This window comes from Pseudoalteromonas sp. Angola-7 (assembly GCF_028599255.1).
GTDB lineage: Bacteria > Pseudomonadota > Gammaproteobacteria > Enterobacterales > Alteromonadaceae > Pseudoalteromonas > Pseudoalteromonas atlantica.
The window spans coordinates 179,948-199,230 of sequence record NZ_JAQREL010000005.1 but is presented as its reverse complement, the minus strand read 5'-3'; the positions used below and the strand labels follow the sequence as shown (position 1 = coordinate 199,230).

The following is a 19,283-nucleotide window of genomic DNA, read 5'->3' as shown; positions in this document are numbered from 1 at the left end:
TTAAAAAGCCAATAAGGTTTAGGGAACAAACTTTATTGGTACGCTATCTTTGTTTTTTTCGTGCTCGCCAAGACGCGCTTGGTATTTAGCCCACAAGGTTTCGTGCTGCGCTTGTAGTGTTTCAAAGTAGCTCCAGCTAAATAGCCCGCTGTTATGGCCATCATCAAAGTCTAATCTCAGTGCGTAATGCCCCACCGGTACAATCTTTTTTATACCAACATGCTGTTTATTAAGTACCAACCTCATTGGCTCTGCACCATGCCCCTGCACTTCGGCCGAGGGAGAGTGAACGCGTAAAAACTCGCAGCTAAATACAGCCATACTGTCATCATCAAAGTAAACATCTAGGTTTTTACTCACGCTATGATAATGCACTTTTGTTACGTGTTTCATTTTATATATCCCATTAAAAAGCCCCCAATATGGAGGCTTTTAGTATAGTATTTTTGCCTACCTTATAAAATAAAGCGGCTTAAATCTTCATCTTCAACTAATGCGCCTAAATGTTTTTCTACATAAGCGGCATCAATAGTAAGGGTAGAGCCTGCTTGTTCAGATGCATCGTATGAAATTTCTTCCATTAGCTTTTCCATTACCGTATGTAAGCGACGAGCACCAATGTTTTCGGTTTTCTCGTTAACCTGCCAAGCGGCTTTAGCAATGCGCTCTATTGCATCATCGCTAAACTCAACATTTACTTGCTCAGTTTTAAGCAATTCACGTTGCTGCTCAGTAAGTGAAGCATGTGGCTCGGTAAGAATTCGTTTAAAGTCATTAGCACTTAGTGCTTCAAGCTCTACACGAATAGGTAAACGACCTTGTAGCTCAGGGATCATGTCTGATGGTTTAGCCATTTGGAACGCACCTGATGCAATAAATAGCATGTGGTCGGTTTTCACCATACCGTGCTTAGTATTAACGGTTGAGCCTTCAATTAGTGGAAGTAGGTCGCGTTGTACACCTTCACGGCTAACATCAGGGCCTGACGAATCGCCACGCTTACAAATTTTGTCTATTTCATCAATAAACACAATGCCGTTTTGCTCTACTGCAAAAATAGCCTGCTCTTTTAGCTCTTCAGGGTTAACTAATTTAGCGGCTTCTTCTTCGGTTAATAACTTAAAGGCTTCTTTAATTTTTAACTTACGCTTAGTACGTTTGTCGCCACCCATGTTTTGGAACATGCTTTGCAACTGGTTGGTCATATCTTCCATACCAGGAGGCGCCATAATCTCTACATTTGGCTGTGCTTGCGCTAGATCTATTTCTATTTCTTTATCATCAAGCTGACCTTCGCGTAATTTTTTACGGAATGTTTGACGAGTAGATGAGTTGTCATCGCGCTGTGTTTCACCGTATTGATCTTTAGCCGGTGGTAAAAGTGCATCTAAAATACGCTCTTCTGCTGCTTCTTCTGCGCGGTGTTTAAACTTTTTAGTTTGTTGCTCGCGGGTCATTTTAATTGATACATCAACTAAATCGCGAATGATAGTCTCTACTTCTTTACCAACATAACCCACTTCAGTAAATTTAGTCGCCTCTACTTTAATAAAAGGCGCATTAGCGAGTTTAGCTAAACGGCGGGCAATTTCAGTTTTACCGACACCGGTTGGGCCAATCATTAAAATGTTTTTAGGGGTTACTTCGCTGCGTAAGTCATCGTTTAGTTGCATACGGCGCCAGCGATTACGCAGGGCAATAGCCACGGCTTTTTTAGCATTAGCTTGACCAATAATATGCTGATCTAACTCGTGTACAATTTCTCTTGGGGTCATAGCAGACATAATGGGTCCTATTATAATTCTTCGATTGTTTGGAAGTTGTTGGTAAATACACAGATGTTGCCAGCAATGGTCAGGCTTTTTTCTACGATATCGCGAGCGCTTAAATCGGTGTTTTCTAATAGGGCAGTGGCTGCTGATTGAGCAAAGTTACCACCGCTACCAATGGCTATTAAATCGTTTTCTGGCTGCACTACATCACCATTGCCGGTGATAATTAGTGAAGCAGTTTCATCTGCAACCGCAAGGAGTGCCTCAAGCTTGCGTAAAGCTCTGTCGCTACGCCAGTCTTTGGCCATTTCTACAGCGGCTTTAGTGAGGTTACCTTGGTGCATTTCTAGTTTGCTTTCAAAGCGTTCGAAAAGGGTAAAGGCATCAGCAGTACCGCCGGCAAAACCAGCAATTACTTTGCCATTATAAAGGCGTCGAACTTTACGGGCGTTGCCCTTCATTACGGTATTACCAAGTGAAACTTGGCCGTCGCCACCAATTACTACTTTATTGTCGCGGCGTACACTTACGATAGTGGTCATGTTATTCCTCATCATCAAACTGCGGGGGCAGCTTGTAAAAAACGATTATGATGAGGTTATATGGGTGAATGGACTAATTTCAAGTCCAGCCCCAAATTCCGCAGCTAACAACATGCACTCGTTTGAGTTTGTTTTTGTCGCTTTCGGCTTGGCGCTTTGTTTTATAAGGGCCTAAACGCACTTTATACCAAACACCATTAGTACCTGTGGTCTTTTTAATTTCAGAAATTAAGCCCGCAAAGGCAATTTTAGCTTTGAGGGTTTCGGCTTGTGCGTGTGTTCTAAACGACCCACACTGCATAACATAGGGGCCTTTTTGCTCAATTTCTCTTACTTCAACTTGGATCTCGTGCTCTTTAATTTCTTCAATGAACTTAGGAGCGCGAGGTTTAGCTAATTCTACTTTTTCAGCTGTTTTAGGGTGCGCCTGCTGCTCAACAAGCTCAGGGTCGGCGTTATTTTTAATAAACCATAAGCCGTAAGCAAAGCCGCCTACAAGCAAAACAGTAATAACAACTAAAAGTATAGGAAATGGTTTTTTAGCAGGGGCTTGCTTGGTGTTTTTTCTACCCGCTGGTTTTTTATTAATATAATCGTGCTGTGCCATTTGGCTTTAACCTAAATCATGTCTATAGGGTCAACATCAAGACTCCAGCGCACTTTTTGTGCAAGTTTGCTGGTGCTTAAATAGTCGACCATTTGCGCAAGATACTGATGCAATACTTTGCGGTCTTGCGCTTGAATATGCAATTGAAACCGGTACATACCCGCCACTCTTTCTAGTGGGGCAGGAATTGGACCGAGCAATTGTATACCAGATACACTGTTAACAGGAACCAAATCCGTCAAAAAATCGACAACGAGCTTAATACTGTGCCCTTGTGCTCTAACTATAGCCATATTAGTAATGGGTGGAAGGTCGGCATCATCACGCTCACTTAAAGCAAAGCGGGCAAAATCTTGGTAGCCATTATTTACTAAGTCTTGTAATAAAGGGTGTTCAGGAAAGTGAGTTTGCAGTAATACTTGGCCTGGCTCACCAGAGCGACCCGCGCGCCCAGCAACTTGAGTTACCAGCTGGGCTAAATGCTCTGTGGCTCTAAAATCGCACGAGTACAAGCCGCTATCTACATCTAATATAAGCACTAAGCTAACATCGGCAAAATGATGACCTTTAGCCAACATTTGTGTGCCCACTAAAATACGCGCCCCGCCTTGGTTTATCTCCTCTAAGGCTTTTTCTAGGCTCCCTTTACGGCGGGTTGAATCGCGGTCGATGCGGGTTACGGGTGTATCGGGGAATTCACTCGATAAAAATTCTTCAATTTGTTCGGTGCCTTTACCGTTTGGAAAAATTTGTGTGCTACCGCAATCAGGACACTGGTGAGGTACTGGGTGTTGCTCACCACAGTGGTGGCAAATCATTTGGCCAATGGCTTTATGAAAGGTTGCGCTGGTGCTGCAGCGATTACACTCACTCAGCCAGCCGCATTCGTGACAAATTAGCGTAGGAGAAAAGCCACGACGATTTAAAAACACCATAACTTGCTTACCACGGTTTAAATGTTGGCGCATAGTGGCAAGACTTGCGTGTGCAATACCCGCTTGGTCAGGCTGGCCTTTCATATCGAGCAACATAAACTGATTATCGGTCGCAGTTTGTGCGCGCTCTGTAAGGCTTAAAAGTTGGTATTTGTTGTTTATAGCTTTGTACAGTGTTTCGAGCGCAGGGGTGGCACTGCCTAAAATAAGCGGTATTTTGTGCTGAAATGCCCGATAAGCGGCTAAATCGCGTGCGTGGTAGCGTAAGGTATCCTGCTGTTTAAATGAAGAGTCATGCTCTTCATCAACCACTATCATTCCTAACTTTAAAAAAGGTAGAAAAATACTCGAACGGGTACCTATTACAATTGCGCAGCTGCCTTTTTCGCAAAAACGCCATGTTTGCAAGCGTTCGTTATCGGTTAGGGCAGAGTGCCATAGCATAATTGGCGTATCGGGAAAGCGACGACGAAATCGGTTAACAGTTTGTGGCGTTAAGCCTATTTCAGGCACCAATACTAAGGCTTGCTCGCCACGTTTAAGGACTTCTTCTAGGCATTGTAAATACACTTCGGTTTTACCACTGCCTGTCACACCTTCTAATAAAAAGCTCTTAAAGCCAACACTTTGATTTATTGTAGTGCACGCTACGGCTTGCTCTTTATTAAGTACTGGCTTAGTGCCGACTGTGGGCGCAACGCTTTGCCATTGATTATCATGCTCAATGCTTTGGGTTATAAGCTCTTTATCTATTAGGGCATCTATTGTTTTTTTACTAAAGCCGAGCGCTTTTAGCTCGGTTACCGACGACTTACCCGATTGCGCGAGTTGCTTTAGTAAATTTAACTGAGTTTTCGCTTTTAACGATGGAACCTTTGCGCCTTTTTCGGTAAGGCTAACCATGTTAATGCTGGTTTTATCTGGGTTTTCACCTTGGCGAAGCGCACCTGGCAGCGCAATGTGTATGGTTTCGCCGAGCGGGTAGCAATAATAGCGTGCAGTAAAGCTAAGCAGTTCTAAATGCTGTGATGATAAAATAGGGGTTTGGTCAATAACCTCAGTAACCGCTTTAATTTTGTTATCTGGTACGTCGGTATGCGTTTTAAGTGCAAGAACAACCGCTACTTTCTTTTGATTGCCAAAAGGCACTAAAACACGCATCCCTGGCATAATAGGCGCCGAGGGCGAGATGAGTTGTTCATCTATTTTATAATCAAAGGTGCGTGGTAACGGAACTTTAATAGCAACTTCAACAAAACGCATAACAACTCATGTGATAAAGGGTAATAGCTTAATGTACTAAAAATAAGGCTAAAAACCTACATACAAATGGATGTGGTAGCGCTGGTTGGTTACTTTTTTGGCAAAAAGCGTAATTAAAGCTTGTGCGGGGCAAGCTAGTTGGATAAAATCCGCGGCCTATAAATTTGTTTTAACGACGTATGGTGCCAGACTTCGGGTTTGGAGAGCGATGCGGCCTTAACTAGAGGTTCCTATGAAAGAAGGTATTCACCCTAAGTACGAAGCAATTTCTGCAACATGTTCATGCGGAAACAAATTCGAAACTCGTTCTACTCTTTGTAAAGACATTCACTTAGACGTATGTTCTGCGTGTCACCCGTTTTACACTGGTAAGCAAAAGATTTTAGACACTGGCGGCCGTGTTGATCGCTTCAACAAGCGCTTCGGTGCACTTAGCAGCAAGAAGTAATTATTGCTGTTTAGTAAAAAAAGCACCTTCGGGTGCTTTTTTTGTGCCTAAAATTCATCATTTTTACTAAAAAATCACCGATTGTTGCCGTACTACGTGTGCATAACTATTTCCTGTTCTTATTCTGAATATGCATAAACCTTTGCAGACAAACTCACAATTCTTCTCTATATTTTTTATACGTTAATTTTTAACCAAGCTGCTAAAAGTGCTTATCGTGGCGATATTTGTTTTTAACGGTGATAAACGCGCCATATTGGTGCATTTTACTATTTTACTATTCTGCTATTTTACAAAAATACTGGCAGGGCAAAATGAACCTGAAAAAGCACTTTTTGAATGAATTTTTATTTGTTTAATATTGATAACTTTTAGCGAAGTTGCTGATAAATCACTTAAAATTAACGGATATAGCATATAACAGGATAGACCTGATATTGCTTGGAATTTAAAAATAATAAGAGTATCTTAGCCCCATACTCCCTCTCACTTAACTTAAATTGCAGGATACCATCGCGTTATGTCAGATTTTCGTGAACAAGCATTACACTACCACTCTCACCCCGTTCCAGGCAAAATCAGCATTGAGCTAACAAAACCAGCCGAAACGGTGCAAGATTTAGCATTAGCATACAGCCCTGGTGTTGCAGAGCCTGTGCGCGAAATTGCAGCAGACCCAGCCAATGCATATAAATATACCGGTAAAGGTAATATGGTTGCGGTGATCAGTAATGGTACGGCAATTTTAGGTTTGGGTAATTTAGGGCCATTAGCCTCTAAACCTGTTATGGAAGGTAAAGCGCTTTTATTTAAACGTTTTGCTGGCCTAGATTCTATTGATATTGAAGTTAAGCATCGCACCACCGAAGACTTTATAAATACAGTGGCTAATATTGCCGATACGTTTGGTGGCATTAACTTAGAAGATATTAAAGCGCCAGAGTGTTTTGAAATTGAAAAAGCACTTATTGAGCGTTGCAGTATTCCGGTTTTTCATGATGACCAACACGGTACCGCTATTGTAACTGCGGCAGGTATGCTTAACGCCTTAGAAGTGCAGGGCAAATCAATAGAAGATGCCATTATTGTATGTTTAGGTGCTGGCGCTGCAGCGGTTGCTTGTATGGAGCTGTTAATTAAGTGTGGTGCACTGCGCGAACATATTTATATGCTAGACCGCAAAGGGGTAATTCATACTCGCCGCGATGACTTAAACGAATACAAACAGCTTTTTGCTAACAATACAGATAAACGTACTCTACAAGATGTAATTGCTGATGCTGATGTGTTTGTAGGTGTATCGGGTCCTAACTTACTTGCACCTGAAGATCTAAAACTAATGGCCGATAAGCCAGTGGTGTTTGCATGTTCAAACCCAGATCCTGAAATTGCACCTGAGCTTGCGCACAGTGCTCGTAAAGACTTAATTATGGCAACGGGGCGTTCTGATTTCCCTAACCAAGTTAATAATGTTTTATGTTTCCCGTTTATTTTCCGTGGTGCACTTGATGTACGTGCAAGCGCAATTAACGATGAAATGAAAATAGCCGCTGTTGAAGCTATTCGTAGTATTGCTAAAGAGCCAGTGCCTGAGCAAGTATTAAAAGCAGCGGGTGTAGAAAAGCTCGAATTTGGTGCAGATTACATTATTCCTAAACCGATGGACCCGCGTTTATTACCACGTATAGCCAAGGCGGTTGCTATTGCTGCTGTTGAATCGGGCGTAGCACAAATTGACTTACCGGAAAATTATATGGCGTAATATATAGCGCTTAAACAAAAAAACCTCAGCATGCTGAGGTTTTTTTGTTTAAAAAGACGTTTTATTCTTCGTCTAAAATAGGCACTTCTAAACCCATTTCTTGCATTATTTTTTTAACTTCTTCAGGTACTTTTTCTGCGTTATCTTTACGTAGGTCATCATCATTAGGTAATGGCTGGCCTGTAAAGGCATGCAAAAACGCTTCGCATAGTAACTCGCTATTTGTTGCATGACGCAGGTTGTTTATTTGACGACGTGTACGCTCATCAGTTAATACTTTTAATACATTTAGCGGGATCGAAACGGTGATCTTTTTAACTTGCTCTGATTTTTTCCCGTGTTCTGCGTATGGGTGAATATACTCACCATTCCATTTAGCCATAAGATGTATCGTTGCCTCAGATTATTAATTTCTCACACGGCGTAAAAAGCGTGTAAATATGCGTGAAATTCTATCGTTTTAAAAAAGATAGTCAAATAATAGATAGCAATCTATCTTAATAAGCTGGCTGTAATAGTAAATACAGCTTTCTTGAAGTTTTACGCGTCTGTTATTTTTAGCCATCTAGAGCTTTAAAAGCTTTGACTTATTATAATGGATAACTTACTCTTTTAGACGTCTAAACATCCAAATTAATCAGGTGACGAATATGAGCGAAAAAAACAAAGCAACCATTGCTGTTCGAAATGGGGTTGATGCCGATAAACATCATGGCGCCGTTGTACCGCCAATTTATTTATCGACGACTTATTCGTTTGCCGATTTTGATACTAAGCGCGCATACGACTATGGACGCAGTGGTAATCCTAATCGCGATATTTTAGCTGACACTCTAGCAGAACTTGAAGGTGGCGCACGCGGAATTATTACTGCTACGGGCATGGCAGCAGTGCACTTAGCCACACAGTTATTAAATAACGATGATACATTGGTTATTCCTCACGATTGTTATGGCGGCAGCTACCGTTTATTTACGTCGTTAGAAAAGCGCGGCTTGCTTAAACTTAAAGTGCTTGATTTAACTAAACCAGAAAGCCTAAAACAAATTTTAACCATTAAACCTAAATTAATTTGGATAGAAACACCAAGTAACCCTGTGCTGCGCCTAACGGATATTAAAGCCGTGACGGATATAGCAAAACAGTGCGGTGCATTAGTGGCCGCCGATAACACCTTTTTATCACCGGCATTACAAAACCCAATTAAGTTTGGCGTAGATATTGTTGTGCACTCAACCACTAAATATATAAACGGCCATTCTGATGTTGTAGGCGGTGCAGTTGTTGCTGCTACACAAGAGCTTGGTGATGAGCTTGCTTGGTGGGCCAATAACATTGGTATTACCGGCGCACCATTTGATAGCTATTTAACGTTACGTGGTTTACGTACTTTAAATGTGCGTTTAAAACAGCACCAAGAAAATGCCCTGGCAATTGCTAAATACTTAGAAAGCTCTGAGTATGTTAGCCAAGTTTACTACCCAGGCCTTGAATCGCATCCTCAACATGCGCTTGCTAAAGCCCAACAGCTTGGGTTTGGTGGTATGGTTAGTTTTGATATTAAAGGCGATGTGAATGATGCCGCGGCGTTTTTAACAAGCCTTAAAGAATTTAGCTTAGCAGAATCGTTAGGTGGGGTTGAGAGTTTAATTTGTCATCCTGCGACCATGACTCACGCAGGTATGGACGCTCAAGCACGTTTAGAGGCGGGTGTGGGCGATACGCTAATTCGTATTTCGGTCGGTATTGAAGATGTAGAAGACCTACTTGCTGATTTTGAGCGTGTATTTAACTTAGTGAAACCTGGGCAAAATAAAAATGTAGGGCGTGTTGGTAAAGCTGCAGGCAATGCCAATGGTGATGTAAAGCAGCAGGCTGCTCATCCAGCTTTGTGGTGATTGAGTATGGTAAAAAGTGTACATAAATTTGGCGGCTCGAGCTTAAGCTCGGGCGAGCGCTATCAAAGTGTGGCAAAAATAATTATTGGCCACACACAGCCTGGCGATTGCGTGGTTGTATCTGCTGCGGGTAAAACCACCGATACATTGGTTTCGCTGTGGCAAAGTTATCAACAACAAGATAAGCAAGCCGTTGCTGATATTTTGCTGCAATTGAGTAATCACCAAACGGCATTAATTGAAGAGTTATTAAAAGCCGATGCTAAACACACGGCTTTAGCTGTGTTAGCGCAAGAGCTAAGTGATGTAGCGGAGCAAGCCAGCAAGCAGCAGTTGCAAGAGGCGGCCTTACTGGCGCATGGTGAGCTGTGGTCTGCGCGATTATTGGCAGCCTATTTAACGCAATTAAACATTCAAGCGTGTGCTCATGATGCTAGAGCGCTGTTTAGTGTAACAAGCGGGGAGCTTTTGCATGCGCAAAACAAACAGCAATGCAGGCAAGTTATTGATGCAAATAAAATTAACGTAGTAACAGGGTTTATCGCAGCAAGTGCTGATGGTAAAACAGTTACGCTTGGGCGCAATGGCAGTGATTACAGCGCCACCTTATTAGCCAATTATTGCGACGCACAAAATGTATGTATTTGGACTGATACGCCAGGGGTATTTAGTGCCGACCCACGTAAAGTTGAAAAGGCGATTAAGTACAACAAGGTGTGCCGTGAACAAGCTAACTTATTAGCTCGATTGGGTAACCCTGTGTTACATGCTAAAACGCTTTCGCCTTTAAAAAACAGTAATATTAAACTGGCTGTACGTAGTAGTTTTGATGTGCAAACTGCTCCTACCGATATTGTAAAACAAGGCAAAGCTAAGCAAAAACGTTTTATTACTACATTACAAAACGTTGATTTACTGCTCGTTGAAGGCCTTAACGCGGGTGAAGTGGCGCATGTTAGCCAGCTTATCCAGCACAGCCTTCATCATTTTATACACAACGGCGATACATACTTAGTTGTGCCCGCGGGTGCAACGCATCAAGTAGTGAGTTATTTCGCTGGGCGAGCAAATATAAGCGAGTCTAATTTAAATGGCTGCGCGGTGGTTGCGCCTACGCAAGATGTTTATACGCTAAGTACATTAGCGGCTGAGGTTTTAAATCAGCAAAGTATTCACCCTCGTTTTATTCATCAAGATACAGGCTATACATTGCTGTTAACGGATCAGTTAATAGAAAGCGATGTACTTAGTTTATTGCACGAAAAATTAATTAATAAAGGCCAAGAAGTTGCTCTGGTTGTGGCTGGCTTAGGTAATGTAGGCGATGAATTTTTAAGCCAGCTAGATGCTCAATTTAAGCGTTTGTCGGGCGATTATAGTATTAAGCTAGTTGGGTTAATTCGCTCGCAACATATGCTATTTAATGCCTCGGGTATTACACTCGGACAGTGGAAAAAACAATGGCAGCATAATGCCGTTGCTTATGAGCAGGCGGATTTATTAAGTGCATTAAACGAACTTGATTACGAGCACAAAGTTGTTGTTGATATAACGGCAAGCGAGCAATTTAGCCAATTATACACCGACTTTGTAGAGCGAGACTGCCATTTAATAAGTGCTAACAAGTACGCGGGCACTGCTGCATCTAGTTGGTATAACGCGCTGCGCCAAAGTATTAGCGAGCGTAATTTGCATTGGCGCTACAACACCAGTGTTGGGGCAGGGTTGCCGATTAACTTTGCGTTGGCCGATTTACAAAATAGTGGCGATAAAATTACGCGTATTGAAGGTGTTTTCTCGGGGACACTCTCGTGGCTATGCAGTAAGTACGATGGCAGTGTGGCATTTTCTGACCTTGTTCTTGAAGCGCAAAAAATGGGCTTTACAGAGCCTGATCCTCGCGAGGATTTATCGGGCCGGGATATGCAACGTAAATTGCTGATACTTGCGCGCGAGCTTGGCATTGAATTAGATTTAGATGATATAAGCTTACAAGCATTAATGCCTGATGAGTTAGCCCAAGGTTCATGGGGTGACTTTTTAGCGAATAAAGATAAGCTAAATGCGTTTATTAAACACCATGCCGATGCGGCAAATGCTCAAGATGCTGTACTTAGGTATACCGGTTTATTGGCATTAGAGCAGGGTAAAGTATCGGCGAAGGTAGGTATAACTTACGCGCCTAAAGGGGACGCCTTAGCTAACTTAACACCTGGCGATAATATCTTTGTTATTAATAGCCAGTGGTACAACGAAAACGCCTTAGTAATACAAGGCCCTGGGGCAGGCAAAGAAGTGACCGCCGCGGGAGTGCACTCTGATTTATATTGGTTAGTTAAAAACCTAAAATAGCGCAGGCAAATATTAATAGTAAAACGGCAGCTTGTGTAAGCTGCCGTTTTTGTTTTTAGAATAACTCTTCTTCTGTTTTTGTATCTTCTTCAAAAATATCAGTTGGCTGAGACAGCACATATTTTGTAGGTGCAGTGCCTTTTTCAAAATATTCAAAGCGACTGGTGTAGTCGTTTTTATGACTTAACAAACCTGTTTTTAAATCGATACGAATTGAAACTAGTCCTTCAGGAGGCTCTATTGGCGCCTCTGGTGTGCCCTCAAGCGCCACTTTCATAAAATCAACCCAGGCAGGCTGTGCCGTTTTGGCGCCCGATTCAGCACCAGAGATTTGACTGCTATCTAGGTTGTTATTATAGGTTGAGCGTCCTAACGAGTTACCTGGGTTGTCAAAACCAACCCATACAGATGTTACTACATTGCGGTTAAAGCCGCTAAACCAAGTATCGACAGAGTCATTGGTTGTGCCTGTTTTACCCGATAGATCGCGTCTATCTAATGCTTGCGCACGCCAACCAGTTCCGCTCCAGCCTGTTTTATGGGTCCAGCTACCGCCACCCCATACTGCGCTGTGCATTGCCTCAGCAATTAAAAAAGCATTTTGCTTTGATATAACACGCGGTGCACAACGTGGTTGCGTGGCTGTATCATCTGTTGTGTCGGTATCTAGGTTGTTGTTGAAGCTATCCATTGCTTGAGAGACGGGTAATAGCTCGTCTTCATCGCAAGCAAGAGCTGGGTTTGCTTTAAATAGTACATTGCCATAGGCATCTTGAATTTCAGATATAAAGTAAGGTTCAATTAAGTGACCGCCATTAGCAAATGCGCTCATGCCGCGAGCAAGCTCTAATGGCGTGATTGATGCACTCCCTAATGCTAACGATTCACTGCGGTTAATATCAGCATCTTTAAAACCAAACTTAAGCAAGTGATCGGCGGTGCGTTGTAACCCTACACCGCGAAGTAAGCGCACAGAAATAACGTTTTTAGATTGCGCAAGTGCACGGCGAATACGTATAGGGCCATTATAAACGGCTGGGCTGTTTTTTGGTCGCCACGCTACACCTAAACTTTTATCCCACTGGTTTATTGGCGCGTCGTTTAAAATAGAGGCCAATGTATAGCCATTTTCGAGCGCAGCAGAATATATAAAGGGTTTAATATTAGAGCCAACTTGGCGTTTAGCTTGTACCGCTCGGTTGTATTGGCTTTGCTCAAAACTGTAACCGCCTACTATAGCTTTAATACGACCATCTTGTGGGTCGAGTGAAACAAGTGCACTGGCAGCTTCTGGTATTTGGCTTAGTAGGTAACTGTCGTCGTTATTTTTACGCAGCCATATTTGCATGCCAGGGGTAAGAATGTCAGTAGCGGCTTTAGGGGCAAAACTTTGGCGGTAGCGAGTAATGTATTTGCGCGCCCATTTTAAATTATCCCAATCAAGTGTGGTGCGCTGGCCATTTTTTAAAATAACGTCAGCAGTTTTCTCTGCCACATTTAACACCACGCCAGCATGCAAATCAGCTATTTCTTTAACAGGTTTTAGCTTTTCTATAATTTGCTGCTCACTTAAGGCTGGCTGTGTTTCTGGATCCCATAACACGTCTACTGGCCCACGAAAGCCATGACGCATATCGTAGTTATGTAAATTATTAACTAAAGCTGTTTGCGCAGCCTTTTGAACTTTAGACTCCACAGAGGTAAATATCTTAAAGCCAGAGTTATATGCTTTTTCTACACCGTAGCGCTCAACCATCTCAGCACGAACCATCTCAGAGATATAAGGGGCGTAAAGGTCTATCTCGGCACCGTGAAAATAAGCAGTGATAGGCTGGTTAGCCGCGTCGTTGTATTGTTGTTGCGTAATATAGTTTTCAGTAAGCAAGCGACCAAGCACTACATTACGGCGTGCTTTAGCTCTAATTGGGTTACGAATTGGGTTAAGCGCCGAAGGGGCTTTAGGTAAACCGGCAATCATTGCCATTTGTGCAAGAGTGAGGTCTTTTAGCTCTTTGCCATAGTAAACTTGAGCAGCAGCACCAATACCAAATGCACGATTACCTAGTTCTATTTTATTAAGATACAGCTCAAGAATTTCGTCTTTTGTTAATACACTTTCAATATGTAGAGCTATAAAAATCTCTTTAACTTTACGAATATACGCTTTTTCTCGTGTTAAAAAGAAGTTACGAGCAAGCTGCATAGTAATGGTACTCGCGCCCTGTTTTTTCTCACCTGTTGAAATTAACACAATAGCAGAGCGGACAATACCAATAGGGTCTATACCAATATGGTCATAAAAACGGTTGTCTTCTGTTGCTAAAAAAGCATCAATTAAAGGCTGGGGGATTTCGTCTATAGTGACGGGGATGCGGCGTTTTTCACCAAATTGATTAATTAAGAGTCCATCTTTTGTAAAGACTTGCATAGGGGTTTGTAATTGCACGTCTTTTAAAACTTGCACACTGGGGATATCAGGTTTAACGTAATAATAAAGGCTGATTAAAGTGATCAGACCAAATAACGTGCAAATGATAAAAAATTGTAATGTTCGTTTTAATAAAATCACTTATATTTCCCTAAATGGACTCCCAATTGCGAGTTTAGACTGCTAGTATATATTGATTAAAAAATGAATAATATTTTTTACTAAAAAAATTATAACTTGTTTATTATTAAAACAAAGGTCAAGTTGCAAACATGCTAAGTCAACTATTTCAAAAGCCATCCACTGCGATGGTCGGAATTGATATCGGATCGCACTCTATCAAAGCAGTGCTTTTAAGTGAAATTGAAACGGGATTTCGACTAGAAGCACTTGCAATTGAACCTATGCCAAAAGGCGCAATGAGCGAGCGCTCTATTCAGGATATTGAAGCAATTGGTAACATAATTACAAAATTAAAAAGAAAACTACCAAAATCTTTAAAATCAGCGGCAGTGGCTGTATCAGGGCAAACCGTTATCACTAAAGTTATTTTTATGGATGTTTCATTAAGTGACGCTGAATTAGAGTCGCAAATTGAAATAGAAGCTGACAGCTTAATACCTTACCCCCTTGATGAAGTGAGTTTAGATTTTGAAAAGCTCTCTACCAACGAAGCCGACCCGAGTAAAATGAATGTGTTGTTATCTGCTGCGCGTACAGAAAGTGTTGAAGCCCGTGTGGGCGCACTTGAGGCGGCAAACTTAACCGCTAAAGTGGTTGATGTTGAAAGCTATGCGTTAAGTAGAGCAATGGATGTGTATTATCAGCAATTACCAAGTGACGCCTTTAATAAGTGTGTTGCTGTGGTAGATATTGGCGCTGTTTTAATGTTGGTTAGTGTTGTTCAAGCAGGTGAAACAATTTATACCCGTGACCAAGTGTTTGGCGGCGACCAATACACTAACAGCATTGTGTCTTACTATAATAAAGGCTTTGATGAGGCTGAAATTGGCAAAACAACGGGTGACTTACCCCCTAATTATACTTTTGAAGTGCTGGCACCGTTTCAAACATCATTATTGCAACAGGTGCGCCGTGCAGTACAAATGTTTTTAACAACCACAGGTAAAGATCAAGTAGATTATATTGTGCTAACCGGCGGTACATCGATGATTGACGGTTTAGATAGGTTGTTAATTGAAGAGCTCGGTATTCATGCTGTGATTGCTGAACCATTTGCAAATATGGAAGTTTCGCCAAAAGTAGACAGAAATGTAATGCAGCGAAATAGAACGCAGTTTGCCATTGCTACTGGTTTGGCATTAAGGAGCTTTTCATCATGCCACATATAAATCTACTGCCGTGGCGAGAGCTACAGCGTGAAGAATCAAAAAAGAAATTTATAACAATTTTAGTTGCGGTTGTTATTGGCTGTTTTGCAAGTATGTACTTACTTAGCTCTTTTTACGCGGGTTTAAAAGATGGCCAAAATTTAAAAAATAATTATTTAAGCTCAGAAATAAGCATGCTTGATAAAAAAATCAGTGAAATTAGAAATCTTGATAAGCGAAAAGAGAATTTACAACAACGTATGCGATTAATTGAAGAGCTACAAAGCAGCCGTAATTTAGGTACTCAAATTATGGATGAAGTAGCTAAAATTGTTCCTCAAGGCGTGTATTTAACTAAGCTAGAGCGCCGCGGCAGTCAAATACATGTGCTAGGACGCAGTGAATCAAACAATCGTTTATCTACTATGCTGCGTCAGGTGCAAGGCTCATATTTATTAGAAAGACCTACCATGCAAGGCATTGTGGCAGGCGATCAAACATCACGGTTACTCAGTGATTTTAATATGGAGTTTTACGTAAAACCATTTGATGAAATTGGTGAGGTAAGTGATGAACCTTGATTTAAAAGCCTTAAATGAAATAGATTGGAATGAAATTGAGCTCGACAATATTGGCGAGTGGCCCGTTGCGGTAAAAGCTATTTGTTGCTTATTTATAGCCGGTTTAGTGTTGTTTTTTAGTTACAGCCTATTGGTATCTGATGAAATAGACAGCTATCACAGCGCGGTAGCTAAAGAAGTAGAGCTACGCAGTACCTACAGAACAAAGTATGCCGTAGCCAGTAAGCTTGATATATACCGCCAGCAAATGGTTGAAATGGAAGATAAGTTTTCACAACTACTAAAGCGATTACCTACCTCAAATGAAACCCCAGGCCTGTTAGACGATTTATCTTATGTAGGTACTACTAGCGGTTTAACATTTTTGAAAATTGGCTGGTTACCTGAAGTCGAAAAAGAGTTTTATACTGAGCTGCCAATTAAAATTGAAGTAATAGGCACTTACCATGAATTTGGTGAATTTGTAGGAAAAGTAGCCCAATTACCACGAATTGTAAGTTTACACGACTTTTCGATTGTATCATCTGGCGAAAAGCAACTAACATTCAGTGTGGTAGCAAAAACATATCGTTATGAAGAAGGGGTTAAAAAGTGAGATTAGTCCCTTTATTATCATTGTCTGTTTTATTGTTGGCAGGTTGTAACGACGATACGTCGGAGCAAAAAGAATTTATTAACCAAGTTAAGGCCAGCACCACGCCTAAAGTTGAGGAAATACCTGAATTAACGAAGTTTGAACATTTTGAATATAATGCATCGCAGTTACGTAGTCCTTTTGTGGCTCCGCAACCTGAAATTATTCAAAATAAGCTAACGCAAATTAAAAATTGTTTACACCCTGACCCTGATAGAGTGAGAGAGCCACTAGAAAAGTATCCGCTCGATAACCTATCAATGAAAGGTACATTAGGCTCTAACGGGCAAATGTGGGCACTGATCACCGCAGCGGATGAAACGCTGCATAGGGTAACGGTAAATAATTACTTAGGGACGTATGACGGTAAAGTTAAGTCTGTAAGTAGTGATTATGTAGAACTAGTTGAATTAATCCCTGATGGGTCGGGTTGTTGGAAAGAGCGGCTGACTAAATTGGAAATGTTAGAGGCGGCAAATAATGGCGCAAATTAATAATAAAAAAGGTAAAACACACATGCATAAGGATGTACTTTGGCATCATCGTTTTCAAACGGTGTTATTTGTCATATTGGCTCTTTTTGTTGCAAAAACAGCCAGTGCAGCGCCGCTACTTTATGATGTACGTTATAACCCCTTGCTAAAAGGCGAGACAGAGTTACAACTTGTATTTGACGAAGAGCTAACACAACAACCTAAAATTCAAGTACACAACACACCAGCGCGTATAGAAATGCTATTTGATGGTGCAGAACTAGAACAGGGTCTTGAAAATGTGCCGGTCGATCACGCAGGTATTAACAGTGTAAGCAGCGTACTAACAGAGCAGGGTTTAAAAGTTACGGTAAATTTAGAGCGTTTAAAAATATACGAAACACAAGTTAATAATAACTTAGTGACGTTGCGCGTATCTGATAACCCGCTTACTGAGCAAGCTTCTGATGAAAGCAGCAATAGTTATGATGCCTCAAGCGCTTATATTAATCGGATTCAATCTATTGATTTTCGCCGTGGTGAAAAAGGCGAAGCAAAAGTTTTAGTATTTTTACAAGACACGCAAGCTGCAATAGAAGTACATGAAAGTGGTGGAAAAATAATTGCAGAGTTTCATCACACAGATATTTTAGATGACTTACTGTATGAATTAGATGTGCTAGATTTTGGTACTGTAGTAAGTACCATTGAGACCTTTAAAGAAGATAGCTTAAGCCGTGTAGTTATTGAGCCTAATGCTGCTTTTACCTTTACCTACCAGCAAATAGATAACATTTTAACGTTAACCATTGAAAAAGATGAAACGCAAAATGCCTATTTAGATGGCGGCAAGGAATATCAAGGTCGTCCAATGACCTTAAACTTCCAAGATATTTCGGTTAGAGCTGTACTGCAAATCATAGCGGGTTATAACGAGTTTAACTTAGTAACGAGTGACTCAGTAACTGGCAATATTACACTTCGTTTAGATGGCGTTCCATGGGATCAGGCTTTAGATGTTGTACTGCGTATTAAAGGCCTTGATAAGCGTATGGATGGCTCTATATTGATGGTTGCGCCAGCTGAAGAGCTCGCAGCACGTGAAGCTAAAGATTTACTAGCAAAACAAAAGGTCGAGGATTTAGAGCCGCTTTACAGTGAGTATATTCGTTTAAACTACGCTAAAGCTGAAGATTTTGCGGATTTACTGAAAACCGACACTAACAGCATCATTTCTGCCCGAGGCAGTGTATCGGTTGACCAGCGTACCAATACATTACTTATTAAAGATACAGCGAAGAGCATTGAGAGTATTCGCCGTATGATTGAAACACTCGATATTCCAGTGCAACAGGTTGTTATTGAATCACGTATGGTAACAGTGCGCGATAACGTCACAGAAGATTTAGGCGTGCGTTGGGGATTTAGTGATCAACAAGATAGCGATGGTATCTCTGGCTCGCTTGAAGGAGCTGAGTCTATCTCAAATGGCACTATTCCTGATTTATCAGACCGTCTTAATGTAAACCTACCTATTACTAACCCTGCGGCAAGTATTGGTTTACACATAGCTAAGTTGGCTAATGGCACTTTAATTGATTTAGAGCTAAGTGCTTTAGAAGAAGAAAATAAAGGTGAGATTATTGCGAGCCCGCGCATTACTGCAGCTAATCAGCAAAAAGCACGTATTGAGCAAGGTACTGAAATCCCCTATACCGAATCAGCCTCAAGTGGTGCTACTACTGTAAGCTTTAAAAAAGCGGTATTGAGCCTTGAGGTTACACCGCATATAACGCCTGATAACAAAGTTATTTTAGACTTAGTTATTACACAAGATACTCGTGGCGAAACGGTTCAAACCGGAACAGGTGAAGCGGTTTCGATAGACACTCAACAAATTGAAACACAAGTGCTGGTTGATAACGGCCAAACCGTTGTGCTGGGTGGTATTTTTCAGCAGCAAATAATTAATACCACAAATAAAGTACCTGTACTTGGTGATATTCCATATGTTGGACGCTTATTTAAGAGCACCAGCGAGTTTAATGAGAAACGTGAATTACTTATTTTCGTGACACCGAAAATACAAATAGACTAAAATTTAGTGGTTTTATGTTCGTCAACGAGTGTTTATTGATAATAATTGCTCGTTATATGGCTTTTTATTGTAATAGACTTGAAATACCCGGCCAATTACTGAGATAATCCCCTCCTTAATTTTGGGGCCAGGTCGTTAGGCGGGGTTTTATTTCAAATT

The 19,283-nt window shown here is 41.3% G+C and carries 16 protein-coding genes; 9 read left to right on the top strand and 7 right to left on the bottom strand.

What is annotated here, in order from left to right; translation table 11 throughout:
- Nucleotides 1-18: 18 nt before the first annotated feature.
- From PSH50_RS09680 to priA, 5 genes are all read right to left on the bottom strand, one after another.
- Entirely contained in the window at nucleotides 19-393 is a 375-nt protein-coding gene (locus PSH50_RS09680; protein ID WP_273586621.1) for a gamma-butyrobetaine hydroxylase-like domain-containing protein, read from the bottom strand.
- A 62-nt stretch (nucleotides 394-455) separates the two neighbouring features.
- The gene (gene hslU, locus PSH50_RS09675) at nucleotides 456-1,784 is read right to left on the bottom strand and encodes an HslU--HslV peptidase ATPase subunit (protein WP_121636881.1); all 1,329 of its coding nucleotides are present in this window, start codon (nucleotides 1,782-1,784) and stop codon (nucleotides 456-458) included.
- An 11-nt stretch (nucleotides 1,785-1,795) separates the two neighbouring features.
- A complete protein-coding gene (hslV, locus tag PSH50_RS09670; RefSeq protein ID WP_004589336.1) occupies nucleotides 1,796-2,314 on the bottom strand; it encodes an ATP-dependent protease subunit HslV in 519 nt (172 codons plus the stop codon).
- A 79-nt stretch (nucleotides 2,315-2,393) separates the two neighbouring features.
- On the bottom strand, nucleotides 2,394-2,921 hold the full coding sequence (locus PSH50_RS09665) for an SPOR domain-containing protein (protein WP_273586622.1): 528 nt from the start codon (nucleotides 2,919-2,921) through the stop codon (nucleotides 2,394-2,396).
- Nucleotides 2,922-2,932: 11 nt separating this feature from the next.
- Nucleotides 2,933-5,119, bottom strand: a complete 2,187-nt coding sequence (priA, locus tag PSH50_RS09660) for a primosomal protein N' (RefSeq protein ID WP_273586623.1) — start codon at nucleotides 5,117-5,119, stop codon at nucleotides 2,933-2,935.
- Nucleotides 5,120-5,351: 232 nt separating this feature from the next.
- On the opposite strand from priA, the gene rpmE reads away from it, so the two are divergent.
- Together rpmE and PSH50_RS09650 are read left to right on the top strand one after the other, a co-directional pair.
- Nucleotides 5,352-5,567, top strand: a complete 216-nt coding sequence (gene rpmE / locus PSH50_RS09655) for a 50S ribosomal protein L31 (RefSeq protein WP_004589339.1) — start codon at nucleotides 5,352-5,354, stop codon at nucleotides 5,565-5,567.
- A 520-nt stretch (nucleotides 5,568-6,087) separates the two neighbouring features.
- Nucleotides 6,088-7,329, top strand: a complete 1,242-nt coding sequence (locus tag PSH50_RS09650) for a malic enzyme-like NAD(P)-binding protein (RefSeq protein ID WP_029771819.1) — start codon at nucleotides 6,088-6,090, stop codon at nucleotides 7,327-7,329.
- Between the two features lie 61 nt (nucleotides 7,330-7,390).
- Here PSH50_RS09650 and metJ read toward each other — a convergent pair whose 3' ends face one another.
- On the bottom strand, nucleotides 7,391-7,711 hold the full coding sequence (gene metJ, locus PSH50_RS09645) for a met regulon transcriptional regulator MetJ (protein WP_004589341.1): 321 nt from the start codon (nucleotides 7,709-7,711) through the stop codon (nucleotides 7,391-7,393).
- A gap of 268 nt (nucleotides 7,712-7,979) precedes the next feature.
- Between metJ and metB the strand changes: the two genes are divergently transcribed.
- Together metB and metL are read left to right on the top strand one after the other, a co-directional pair.
- Nucleotides 7,980-9,227, top strand: coding sequence for a cystathionine gamma-synthase (gene metB, locus PSH50_RS09640; protein WP_273586624.1), 1,248 nt, complete (start codon nucleotides 7,980-7,982; stop codon nucleotides 9,225-9,227).
- A 6-nt stretch (nucleotides 9,228-9,233) separates the two neighbouring features.
- Nucleotides 9,234-11,579, top strand: a complete 2,346-nt coding sequence (gene metL, locus PSH50_RS09635; protein WP_273586625.1) for a bifunctional aspartate kinase/homoserine dehydrogenase II — start codon at nucleotides 9,234-9,236, stop codon at nucleotides 11,577-11,579.
- 55 nt (nucleotides 11,580-11,634) lie between these two features.
- On the opposite strand, the gene PSH50_RS09630 is transcribed toward metL, so the two are convergent.
- Nucleotides 11,635-14,148, bottom strand: a complete 2,514-nt coding sequence (locus PSH50_RS09630; RefSeq protein ID WP_273586626.1) for a penicillin-binding protein 1A — start codon at nucleotides 14,146-14,148, stop codon at nucleotides 11,635-11,637.
- A gap of 131 nt (nucleotides 14,149-14,279) precedes the next feature.
- Here PSH50_RS09630 and PSH50_RS09625 point away from each other — a divergent pair, with 131 nt between their 5' ends.
- From PSH50_RS09625 to PSH50_RS09605, 5 genes are read left to right on the top strand one after another with little or no spacing between them, the layout of a single operon-like run.
- Nucleotides 14,280-15,359, top strand: coding sequence for a pilus assembly protein PilM (locus PSH50_RS09625; protein WP_273609600.1), 1,080 nt, complete (start codon nucleotides 14,280-14,282; stop codon nucleotides 15,357-15,359).
- Entirely contained in the window at nucleotides 15,347-15,919 is a 573-nt protein-coding gene (locus tag PSH50_RS09620; RefSeq protein WP_024032531.1) for a PilN domain-containing protein, read from the top strand. Before PSH50_RS09625 ends, PSH50_RS09620 begins: the two co-directional genes overlap by 13 nt.
- Complete coding sequence (locus PSH50_RS09615) at nucleotides 15,909-16,514, top strand: type 4a pilus biogenesis protein PilO (protein ID WP_004589347.1); 606 nt, start codon at nucleotides 15,909-15,911, stop codon at nucleotides 16,512-16,514. Before PSH50_RS09620 ends, PSH50_RS09615 begins: the two co-directional genes overlap by 11 nt.
- Nucleotides 16,511-17,047: a pilus assembly protein PilP gene (locus PSH50_RS09610; RefSeq protein WP_273609599.1), complete on the top strand. Its 537-nt coding sequence runs from the start codon at nucleotides 16,511-16,513 to the stop codon at nucleotides 17,045-17,047. Before PSH50_RS09615 ends, PSH50_RS09610 begins: the two co-directional genes overlap by 4 nt.
- The gene (locus PSH50_RS09605) at nucleotides 17,034-19,124 is read left to right on the top strand and encodes a type IV pilus secretin PilQ (RefSeq protein ID WP_273586629.1); all 2,091 of its coding nucleotides are present in this window, start codon (nucleotides 17,034-17,036) and stop codon (nucleotides 19,122-19,124) included. The genes PSH50_RS09610 and PSH50_RS09605 overlap by 14 nt, the downstream gene beginning before the upstream one ends.
- The last annotated feature ends 159 nt before the right edge of the window (nucleotides 19,125-19,283 follow it).